This is a genomic window from Collinsella sp. AM20-15AC (assembly GCF_003471405.1).
Lineage (GTDB): Bacteria > Actinomycetota > Coriobacteriia > Coriobacteriales > Coriobacteriaceae > Collinsella.
The window spans coordinates 82,626-93,325 of record NZ_QRJA01000006.1 but is presented as its reverse complement, the minus strand read 5'-3'; the positions used below and the strand labels follow the sequence as shown (position 1 = coordinate 93,325).

General features: G+C 57.5%; 9 protein-coding genes. All 9 read right to left on the bottom strand.

Annotated features, from left to right (window positions below):
• Positions 1-104: 104 nt before the first annotated feature.
• The gene (locus DW233_RS03380; RefSeq protein ID WP_118266716.1) at positions 105-968 is read right to left on the bottom strand and encodes a PfkB family carbohydrate kinase; all 864 of its coding nucleotides are present in this window, start codon (positions 966-968) and stop codon (positions 105-107) included.
• A gap of 14 nt (positions 969-982) precedes the next feature.
• The gene (locus DW233_RS03375) at positions 983-1,951 is read right to left on the bottom strand and encodes an SIS domain-containing protein (protein WP_022094440.1); all 969 of its coding nucleotides are present in this window, start codon (positions 1,949-1,951) and stop codon (positions 983-985) included.
• 62 nt (positions 1,952-2,013) lie between these two features.
• The gene (locus DW233_RS03370; protein ID WP_118266714.1) at positions 2,014-2,865 is read right to left on the bottom strand and encodes a sugar phosphate isomerase/epimerase; all 852 of its coding nucleotides are present in this window, start codon (positions 2,863-2,865) and stop codon (positions 2,014-2,016) included.
• 1 nt (position 2,866) lies between these two features.
• On the bottom strand, positions 2,867-4,450 hold the full coding sequence (locus tag DW233_RS03365) for an amidohydrolase (RefSeq protein ID WP_118266712.1): 1,584 nt from the start codon (positions 4,448-4,450) through the stop codon (positions 2,867-2,869).
• 9 nt (positions 4,451-4,459) lie between these two features.
• Positions 4,460-5,923 carry a YfcC family protein gene (locus DW233_RS03360; RefSeq protein WP_118266710.1) on the bottom strand — a complete coding sequence of 488 codons (1,464 nt, stop codon included), beginning with the start codon at positions 5,921-5,923 and terminating at the stop codon, positions 4,460-4,462.
• Between the two features lie 218 nt (positions 5,924-6,141).
• Positions 6,142-6,885: a GntR family transcriptional regulator gene (locus DW233_RS03355; protein ID WP_118266708.1), complete on the bottom strand. Its 744-nt coding sequence runs from the start codon at positions 6,883-6,885 to the stop codon at positions 6,142-6,144.
• 150 nt (positions 6,886-7,035) lie between these two features.
• Positions 7,036-7,695, bottom strand: coding sequence for an HAD family hydrolase (locus tag DW233_RS03350; protein ID WP_370448032.1), 660 nt, complete (start codon positions 7,693-7,695; stop codon positions 7,036-7,038).
• Positions 7,696-7,759: 64 nt separating this feature from the next.
• Positions 7,760-8,602, bottom strand: a complete 843-nt coding sequence (locus DW233_RS03345) for a Cof-type HAD-IIB family hydrolase (RefSeq protein WP_199574567.1) — start codon at positions 8,600-8,602, stop codon at positions 7,760-7,762.
• Between the two features lie 237 nt (positions 8,603-8,839).
• Entirely contained in the window at positions 8,840-10,534 is a 1,695-nt protein-coding gene (pgi, locus tag DW233_RS03340) for a glucose-6-phosphate isomerase (protein WP_118266703.1), read from the bottom strand.
• Positions 10,535-10,700 lie beyond the last annotated feature (166 nt).

The following is a 10,700-nucleotide window of genomic DNA, read 5'->3' as shown; positions in this document are numbered from 1 at the left end:
CTCGCGGTGACATCGTTTTTATGTCAACCTTGGTCTAACAGAGCCTATTGTTTTGCATCGGCTGTCCAAGGCCTCATAGCCAGACCGCCGTACGCTTTCTTAAGCTATTCGACGATTGGTGCTCCGTGGCCCCAAGAACCTTCCATGCCGCACACGGTCGAGGCAAACCCGGCAGCAAAGTCGAGCGCGCGCTCGATGGCCTCGGCACCATCCTCGCCACGCTTGGCGGAATCGAGATAGCACATCAAAAACGAGGTGAGGAACGAGTCGCCCGCCCCCATGGTGTCCTTCATGTCCGTTACCGGTTTAGCCAGCTGGCGGTAATAACGCTTGCCGTCGTAAGCGATGCAGCCCTCGGCGCCCGCCGTAGCCGACACAAAACGCGGACCCAGACCCTTCACCCATGCCAGACGCTCGCGAATCTCGTCCTCACTCGCGGCATCCGCCGCACTAAAGAAAGCAAAATCGACGTAGGGCGCAATCTGCTCGTAGTACTCGTCGGTGGAGTCGTCCGAAAAGTCAAAAGAGACCGTGACGCCCGCAGCCTTCAACTTGGGCAGCTCGCGCTCGGTAAAGCAATAGTTGCCCGAATGAACCACATCGAACTGCTTCATGTACGAAAGGTCAAAGCGATCGAGGACATAGCGCGCATCGCCACGGATACCGCCCTCGTTGGAGCCGAGGAAGACACGGTCACCGTCAACGACGGTCACGCGAGCCGCTCCGTTCTCGCCAATCATCTGCTCGCACTTGTCAAGCTCGATACCCTCATCCTCGAGGCTTGCAATGACATGCTCGGCAGCGGCGTCATTGCCAAAAATGCCCATGTATGCAGAGCGTGCGGCACCGCATTTCTTGGCATAAACGGCGAAGTTCACCGCGTTGCCGCCAGGATACATGGTGTGGATATGCTCGTAGCGATCGACGACGTTGTCGCCAAATCCGAGCGCGTTAACGTTAAATGCCATGGCCTTTGCCCCTTCTAGTACTCGACAACACCCATATAGCGACGGAAATCGGGATCGTGATCAAACACCTTGCCGCGTGCAGCACGCAGCTCGCAGTTCATGGCGTAGAACAGCACCGGGTCCAGATAGGCACGGACGCTCGCCGGCACGGCTTCCATACCGTACTCCTTGGCATCGAGCACCATCAGCGTATCGGTATGCGTCTTAAGGAACGCCAGGGCGCGCTCGTCCATAGCACGGCACTCGCTGGAGCCCATCTGCAGGAAGTAAAAAACGCCATCCTGAGTAGCCTCGAAGGGACCGTGGAAGTACTCGGCAGAGTGGATGTAGCTGCAGTGCTGCCACTGCATCTCCATAAGAGAGCAGATAGCGAAACCGTAGGTCTGGCTAAAGTTGGGACCGCTGCCCAGAATGTAGAAGAACTCGTGCTCCTGGCAAAGCTTGGCAAAACGATCGCCCAGCTCGGCATTTACCTTCTCACGTGCCGGGGGAAGAATCTTATCCATCTCGGCGATACCGGCATACATATCGGCAAGATCGGCGTAGCCCTCCTGTTGATCGAGCAGCTCGGCCGCAAGCGACAGCGAAATGCCAGCGGGGACCTCGGCCTGCGGCACGCCCTCGCCCCACGGGTAGACCCACGTGGTCCACTTGCCGGAGTCAATCTTGGATCCAGCGTTGTCGGTCTGGGCGATTACCGTAGCGCCGGCAGCAAGGGCAATCTCACAGCCCTCGACGACCTCGGGGGTGTTGCCACTGTGGCTGCAAGCAATGACCAGGGATTTCTCACCTAAGCGGCGTGGGCGCATGATATCAAACTCGCGAGCCGTATAGATATACGAAGTGAAGGTGGTTGCCTCGCGCTGCAGAAGCTCATGAGCCGGGATCAAATCGATCATGGAGCCACCGCAAGCAATCCAGTAGACGCTGTCGAACTTGCCCTTCTCGGCAATTGCCTCTTTGATCAGATCGTGTGCGTTCATATCCAGTTCCTTTCTTGTTTGGCCCGCAATCAATGACGTTGGTTGCGTAGCCGATAGTTGTTTTAGTCAATCAGATATTTCTCGAATGCGGCCATGTTCTTGGCATCTGCCGCCGCGGGGTCATCGTAGTAACGACCGTCCGTGATTTCCTGGCCCAGCATGCCGTCGAAACCATAGGCGTTGAGTGTGGCGACGAAGGCGTCCATATCGTGCTTGCCATCGCCCCACACCAGATGGCCATACGGATCACCGTCGATAAAGTGCATCTCGTGTATTGCCCCATCACCAAAGGCGGCAAACCAGTCCTCGAGCGTCTCACCTGCAACGCCCATCGCGGTTGTATCAACCATGGGCTGCAAGTACGGGCTCGCGACCTCGTCAATCATGCGCTTCGCATCGGAAACCGTCGTCACAAGGTTGCTCTCCTCGGGACGCAGGCTTTCCATCGTAAGCACCAGACCGTGCTCGCCGGCATACTCCGCCAGAATGGACAAGTGCTCGCGGCTGCGCTTCCAGGCTTCCTCGCGGTCCTCGTCCCAGTCGCCCCAGCCCGAGTTGACGGACATACGGTCGCACCCAAGTACCTCGGCAAGCTCAATGCCGTGCTTAAAGTACGCCAGGCTGCGCTGTTCATGCAGCGGTTTGCGTGCGCAATACTGCCAAGGATAGACAACATTCTCGGGGCACAGAGTACGATACCTAAGCCCACGGTCTGCAGCCTTTTTTGCCAGGACCTCAGCCTCAAAGTAGCCCGTGTGGTCGAGTGTCACATGCGGCTCCGCACACCACAGCTCAATGGACTCAAAGCCCAAACGCTGCTGCACATCAAGGAAGTAATCGAGCGACCACATGATGTAGTGGATATTCATGCCCGCAATCTGTTCGCGGCGCAGCGTCGGTTTGGATTCAGACATCTTATGCCTCCTTATTTCGATCGAACACGATTCGTCCGTCCGACATCGTCATATCAACCGCAAGATTGCGTGCGTCGTGATAATCGAGGTCGAACACATCCCGATCGAGCACGCAGATATCGGCAAGCTTGCCGACCTCGAGCGTACCCAGCTCGTCTTCGCGCATCAGATCGTACGCGCCCCCGGCAGTCCAAGCGCGCAAGAGCTCGACAAGTGTCAGCGCGTTGGCCTCATTCACGGGCAGTCCATCGTCGAAGTATCCGCCGCACGCGCTGTAGATTGACTCGCCCAGGCTCGGAATCAGCAGCGGCAAATCCGTACCACAGCACACCGTGCATCCGGAATCTTCCATGCCGCGGCGATTCCAGCTGTGCAAAAGTCGCGTCTCGCCAATTTGTCGACGCATCATCGACAGGCAATCCTCGCGCCGGTCCAGCGTCAAAATCTGCGGATAGACCTCGCAAATTCCACCTAACTTGCCAAACTCGACAAGATCGGTCGGATCAGAGTTCTCGAGATCGGTAATCGCATGGCGGCGAAGCAACCGTCCATGCTCGTCTCGAGGCAGCGAGGCATAGAGCGCCACGGTGCGACGAACGGCGCCATCGCCCTGGCAATGCAAGGAATATCGGAAGCCGTCAGCATCAATTGCGCGCAGCTCGTTCTCAATCAGATCCCACTCGGGCTCCTCGACGACCGTCTTGCCGGCAGCGCCCGCATCGGCCGTGTCCTCATAGGGGTCAATCATCTCGGCAAGCCCCGCCCATACGCCGCGGTCGGTCATACGGTTGAAGCCAGAAAAACGAACGAACGGACCCCGGAAGCGCTCTCGTGCCTCGCGAGCATATGACAGATTTGCACCGGCACCCACCGGCTGCGACATCATAGAGACGCGAACCGTCAGCTCACCAGATTCCTCACGGCGAGCCATTTCGTCGGCAAAACCGTAGTAGTCATCAAACGCCATCTCCTTGATGGCGGTAACGCCGCGCTCGTTAAGCATGCCCATGTAGTCCGAATACCCCGCACGTACCTCGGGCAGCGCGAGGAAATCGCTCATCATGCGCCAGATCTTCTCGGCATAACACACCTGGGGTGTGAAGCCGTATCGCGCACTGGCGGCAGCATTGAGAACGCAGGTCTCCGCACCCGGTGTAAAGCAGACGACAGGGATATCGCCAAAACAATCGTCAAACACAGCTGCCGTATTTGCGTTCTCGGCATCCGATGCCAACGTTTCGGGCAGGTTGTGGCCAAAAGCCGCCGCGCAATCCGGATGATCTTCTTTCCATGCACGCAAGAGCGACACGGTCTCTTTGGCATCGGCGATGCCGGACAGATCAGACCCCAACGTCCGCAGCGCCCAGCCTGTATAGAAGGTATGCACATCGATCAGGCCAGGCATGACGGTGCGGTCGCCCAGGTCAACTACCTCGTCCGCCTGGGTCAAATACGAAGCTACCTCACACTTGGTGCCAACCGCCTCAATTCGATTGTCACGGACCGCTACGAAACCTTCAAACGGCAGGTCCCCCGTACCGGTAAAGACGCTCTTAGACGTCAGGACCGTCAAACGATCGGACATTATAATCACCTACGCCGGAAGCATGCCAGAAATGGCAGTAATGACCAAGCCAAACACGACCATAAAGATGAAGAACTTCCAAATGGTCTTCCACCATTGGCCAAACGAAATCTTAGCAACGCCAAGGCCGGCAACCGTCATGCCCGCCACGGGACTGATGGTGTTGATGGTCTGGTTGGCAAACTGGAGCGCGGTAACGGCCGCCTCGGGATTGAGGCCCATGAGCTCGGTCAGGGGGCCCATAACGGGCATGGTGAGTGCCGCCAGGCCAGAACTCGAGGGAACCAGCAAAGAGAGCAGGCCAAGGACGATATACATAAACGTGGTGTAGACGGCGGCGGGTGCACCGGCGAGCGCAGTAGCGAGCGCCTGGAGGATGGTGTCGATGATCATGCCGCCCTCGGCGATGACCAGAATACCGCGAGCGATACCGATAACGATGGCGGCGTACGCAAAGTCGGCGAGACCTTTAACGAACTCCTCGGCAATCGTCTGCTGGTCAAGACCGCCCAGGATACCGGCAAGCAAGCCCATGCCAAGGAACACGGCGGAGATCTCATTCATGTACCAACCCTGGGTAACAAGACCCCAGACGATAATGCCCATACCGCAAGCAAAATCGATAAGCACGAGCTTCTGACGGGTAGTGAACTCTTCCTCGATGGAGGCATCGGTCACGGAAAACTCGATACGCTTGAGCTTATCGTCCTCGTACGTAATGGACGACTCGGGGTTTTTCTTGACGCGTATGGCGTAGCGCATAGCCCATGCGATACCGACGGCAGTGAAGATGACCCAAGAAACGGCGCGCAGCCACAGTTGCGGATTGCCCTCGATGCCAATGATGCCTTGGGCGATCAAAACATTAAACGGATCGATGGTCGAAGCACAATATCCCAGGTTAGGACCAAGGAAGCAGATGATGAATGCCGTCATCGAGTCATAACCGATACCCATCATGATGGGAATGAAAATGGCATAGAACGGCAGGGCTTCCTCAGACATACCAAACGTGGTGCCGCAAATGGACAGCAACGTCATCGTGATGGGAATGATGAGGATGTCCTTGTTCTTGAGCTTTTTAATCACACGGCTCATGCCGGCATTCAAAGCGTTGGTCTTGGTGATGATTGCGAACGATCCGCCAATCAATAAGACGAACGCAACGACGTCGGCAGCCTCCTGGATGCCCTTAGTGGGCGCTTGCAGGACCGCGAAGATATCCTGACCCAGATTGATGGTCTCGCCGGTCTCGGAATCGGTGTAGTTCTTATCGACCTGTTCATAGGTTCCAGCAACGGCGACTTCACGCTCGCCCGCCGCTGTCGAAATCATCTTGCGCTGATACTGACCAGAGGGAACGATCCAAGTCAAGACCGCAAAGACAACGATCAGCAAGAACATGATCGTATAGACATGCGGTAATTTGAACTTAAAACGTCTGTTTGTCTTCTTCGCCTTCGTATCTGACATAGATACCTCCAAAGAACTCGAGACTGCATCGCATCTCGCCTCAACGTTTGCACAAGGCAAACGTTCTATGACGTTCTATAGATTACCAGCAGCTTTTCTCGTCATCAAGATAATTTCAAACTGATTGCCGCAACGCGGTTGAACGGTTGCGTTTGCGCCGTGAACGGTATGGAAACGCCCGGTGAGATGATTCACCGGGCGTTTCCATACGCAATGTCCTAGATGTCAAAAACGTAGCGAGACCCAACGATCCGCTGACGACCGATGATAAACGGCCGCCGCTGCTCATCGAAAAAGAAGGCTTCCATATAAAACAAGGGTTCGCCAACGGGAACTGCCAACAACCGAGCGACCTCGGGCGACGCGCACGCGATCTCAAGCGTGCATGGGTCGGTAAACGCGGGCGTGCGGCCCGTCCGGTTGTGCACGAACTCAAAAATGGATTGGTTAGATAGAGGTGCCGTTGATAGATAGGCGTTGTCCTCGTAAACATATATGTTGTTCTCGAGCATGACAGGGACGCCATCGGCAGTACGCACGCGCTCAACGCAGATCAAGTCAGTTCCAACGGGAACACCAAAGAACTGTGCTTCGGTGGAATCCGCCGGCAGTATCTTTCTCGAAATGACACGCGCCCCCGGTTCCATTCCGTTTACGCGGCATGCGTCCGAAAAACTCTGGACGTCATCCTTCTGGCGAATCTTGCGTTTGAGCTTGGGGGCATTGACAAACGTGCCTTTCCCCTGTCGCTTCGTTAGATAGCCCTGTTGGACGAGCTCCTCAATAGCGCGTCGCACGGTAACGCGGCCAACTTTATAGCTCTCAGCCAATTCGAATTCGTTGGGTATCCGCGCGCCTGCCTTGTAGGCACCGGAGTTGATTTCGTTTTTGATGATATCGATAACCTGTTGGTACAGCGGTATCGCTGCTTTACCGTCAGTTAGCCCTTCAGTCGGTGGCATATACCCTCTCCAAGCACAATTAAGTCTAAAACGGGCTTAGGGGCATTCAACAAGTCCTTAAGCCCGCATTAGCTTAAAGTATGCTAGGTGTCGCACCAAAATGTCGGCTATTTACTCATCAGACCCGAAAAACGCGCAACTACCGCGCTCCTAAGAAAGCGTGAGCAGCTCCGGCAGCTGGTCGATAATCTTGTCCGCGGCATCCTGGCTAAAGCCAAAGCGCTCCTCGCGCTTGGCAATGACCGTCAGGCCGGCTCGCTTACCCGCGGTAATGCCCGGAACGGAATCCTCAACGCAGCAGCAGCGATTCGCGGGCAGCCTCAGCAGGTCCAGCGCATGCAGGTAGATGTCGGGCTCGGGTTTACTCTCCTTAAACTGCTCGCCGCTCACCACATACTCAAAGGCATCCGACAGCCCGCACGCGTTGAGCACTTCCTCGATGCTATCCATGGGAGACGAGCTGGCAAGCGCCACGCGAACGCCACGGCGCGGCAGCTCTCGAATCGTATCCACGGCGCCTGGGTTAATCAAAGCCTGATAGTCGCGCGGACGCTTATGCGCCCACTCGTCCCAACGGGTCAACGCTTCCTCGCCAGTGAAATGCCCCTTACCGGCGCGCTCAAACCAATCGACCAGCATATGCAGGAAGAACTGATGCGAGGTACCGACTTGCCCATTCAACTCCTCTTGAGTCAGGTTAAGCCCAAGCTCCTTGGCAAACGCGGCAGTCTCGCCCAGGTAGTAATACTCGGTATCGACAATGACACCGTCCATGTCAAAGATAACGGCGTCGAACGGAAATGCGGACACGGCACCCTCCCTAACAAAAGGGCGCCCGCAAGCAGGCGCCCAAACCATGCATTAATCGGCGATTCTAACCCAGCAGCTTATCCAGCGCCACTGCAATACCGTCTTCGTTGTTATTGGCGGTTACCATCTGGGCAACTGCCTTAACCTCATCGACGGCGTTGCCCATGGCAACACCGGTGCCGGCCCACTCAATCATGGACTTGTCGTTCTGGCCGTCGCCAAACGAGACGACCTCGCTGGCATCGATACCGAGCTTGGGCAGGGCACCGTCGAGCGCACGGGCTTTGTCGATACCGGGCGCCGTGTACTCAAAGTACCAGTCGGCCGTAAACATGCCCGAAAGCGTCTGGGCAAAGGGCGCATACATCTCCTCGTAATGCGCCTGCAGGTAGGTCGGATCACCCGCCGTCAGCAGCTTGTCCACGGGATAAGTGTCCACGACCTCATGCAAGCTCTCGACCTCGCGGATCTTAAGATCGCACGCATCGCGCTCATACTTGACGATATTCTTCTGCAAGCCGTCAGGCAGCGTGATCATGCAATGGTACGAGTCCTCGACGTGCAAATCGCGACCGAGCGAAATCATAGGGATCACGTCGAAATTGCGCAGATGATCAATCAGACGGTGCAGTTCGTCAGCCGGCATGGCCTGGTCAAAAAGGACCTCATCGGTCTGAGCGTCGACCACGTGCGCGCCATTAAAGGCAACTAGCAGACCATCATGGTTTTGAAGGTCGAGCTCCTGCGCCAAGGCGTGCAGCCCCCATGCAGGACGACCCGAAGCCAAGATGAGCTTAATGCCCGACTCCTGCGCCGCGAGCAGCTTCTCGCGCGTACGCGGGCTGATGACCTTTTGGTCGTTGGTGAGTGTACCGTCGATATCCATTGCGATGGCTTTGATTGCCATATATGCCTCCCTGTCATTGAACAACCTTGTCTGAGCCATCATACAGAACACCCACGGCGGCGCTGTTTGCAACGGGAAAAATGTCATATTGTCCCAAACATGAACGGCGCGCCTTCGACGATTGCGATGCCCGTCGAGGCGCCTCCCGATACATTCCATCCTATCCAAATAGCAAGGGGCCCGTATCCCAACGGATACGGGCCCTTGTCGGCTATGCGTTAGTTTTCGCAGCGAATCCTACTTGCGGTGCGCGCGATAGAACTCGATGAGCGCCTGGGTCGAAGCGTCCTGCTCGGCCTTAGCGGTGTCATCGTGGAAGGCAGGGGTAATCTGCTTGGCAAGCTGCTTGCCCAGCTCGACGCCCCACTGGTCGTAGGAGTCGATGCCCCAGACCGTGCCCTCGACAAACGTAATGTGCTCGTACAGGGCGATGAGCTCGCCAAGCGCGAACGGGGTCAGCGTGTCACCGAAGATCGAGGTCGTCGGGCGGTTGCCCTCAAAGCAACGAGCCGGGACGATCTGTTCGGGCGTGCCCTCGGCACGAACCTCGTCGGCTGTCTTGCCAAAGGCGAGTGCCTTGGTCTGGGCCAGGAAGTTGCCCAGGAACAGCTCGTGCACGTCCTGGCCGCTGTCGGTCGCAGGGTTGGCGGTATTGGCGAAGGCGATGAAATCGGCCGGAACCACCACGGTGCCCTGGTGCAGCAGCTGGTAGAAGGCGTGCTGGCCGTTGGTGCCGGGCTCGCCCCAGAAGATCTCACCGGTGTCGGAGGTCACAGCGCTGCCGTCCCAGCGGACATGCTTGCCGTTGGACTCCATGGTGAGCTGCTGCAGGTAGGCCGGGAAACGATGCAGGTACTGGCAGTACGGCAGCACGGCGTGGCTCTTGGAACCGAAGAAGTTGACGTACCAGACGTTGAGCAGGCCCATCAGCGCGACGGCGTTGTTCTCGAGCGGCGTGTTGCAGAAGTACTCGTCGATGGCGTGGAAGCCCTCGAGGAACTGCTGGAAGCGCTCGGGGCCGAGCACGACGATCAGCGACAGGCCCACGGCGGAGTCGACAGAGTAGCGGCCACCGACCCAGTTCCAGAAACCAAAAGCGTTAGCGGGGTCGATGCCGAAGGCCTCGACCTTCTCGAGTGCGGTGGAGACGGCGACAAAGTGCTTGGCCACGGCCTCGGCGTTCTGCTCATCGGAGCCGTCGATGGCGCCCTGAGCCTTGAGCTGCTCGAGCATCCAGGTCTTGACCTCGCGGGCGTTGGTGAGGGTCTCGAGCGTGGTGAAGGTCTTAGAGACGATGATCACGAGCGTGGTCTCGGGATCCAGACCCTTGAGCTTCTCGGCCTGGTCGTTGGGATCGATGTTGGAGATATAGCGGCAATCGATACCGGCGTCGGCATAGGGACGCAGGGCTTCGTAAGCCATGACCGGGCCCAGATCGGAGCCGCCGATGCCGATGGACACCAGGTGCTCGATCTTTTTGCCGGTAACACCCTTCCACTCACCGGAGCGCACGCGCTCGGCGAAGGCATACATGCGGTCGAGAACCTCGTGCACGTCGGCGACGACGTCCTGGCCGTCGACGATGAGCTGGCCCTTCTCGCTTGCCGGGCGGCGCAGCGCGGTGTGCAGGACGGCGCGGTCCTCGGTGGTGTTGATGTGCTCGCCGGAGAACATGGCGTCGCGGCGCTCCTCGAGCTTCACCTCGCGGGCAAGATCGCACAGCAGCTTGACGGTCTCATCAGTCACCAGGTTCTTGGACAGGTCGAAGTGCAGGTCACCGGCGTCAAAGCTCAGCTTGTTCACGCGCTCGGCATCGGCGGCGAACCAGGCCTTGAGGTCGATACCCTCGGCCTCGAGCTTCTCCTGATGGGCCTCGAGCGCCTTCCAAGCGGCAGTCGATGTAGCATCGATAGGTGCGGCAACAGTTGCCATAGAGTCCTCCTCAGCATACGGGCGCACGCCTCCATGCGCCCGGACATTCAGATGCCACTATTCTAGCGCAGGTCAAGACTATAATCAGCGAGCGTTGCCAATCGGCCCCCAAACGGCAACCGACCAAAAAGGGACAGGTTTAATTTGGCAGGTCAAACGCTTTACC

Excerpts from the sequence above, each read along its gene's own strand:
- DW233_RS03380 (WP_118266716.1), bottom strand. The coding sequence starts at position 968 with ATGGCATTTAACGTTAACGCGCTCGGATTTGGCGACAACGTCGTCGAT.
- DW233_RS03375 (WP_022094440.1), bottom strand. The coding sequence starts at position 1,951 with ATGAACGCACACGATCTGATCAAAGAGGCAATTGCCGAGAAGGGCAAG.
- DW233_RS03370 (WP_118266714.1), bottom strand. The coding sequence starts at position 2,865 with ATGTCTGAATCCAAACCGACGCTGCGCCGCGAACAGATTGCGGGCATG.
- DW233_RS03365 (WP_118266712.1), bottom strand. The coding sequence starts at position 4,450 with ATGTCCGATCGTTTGACGGTCCTGACGTCTAAGAGCGTCTTTACCGGT.
- DW233_RS03360 (WP_118266710.1), bottom strand. The coding sequence starts at position 5,923 with ATGTCAGATACGAAGGCGAAGAAGACAAACAGACGTTTTAAGTTCAAA.
- DW233_RS03355 (WP_118266708.1), bottom strand. The coding sequence starts at position 6,885 with ATGCCACCGACTGAAGGGCTAACTGACGGTAAAGCAGCGATACCGCTG.
- DW233_RS03345 (WP_199574567.1), bottom strand. The coding sequence starts at position 8,602 with ATGGCAATCAAAGCCATCGCAATGGATATCGACGGTACACTCACCAAC.
- pgi (WP_118266703.1), bottom strand. The coding sequence starts at position 10,534 with ATGGCAACTGTTGCCGCACCTATCGATGCTACATCGACTGCCGCTTGG.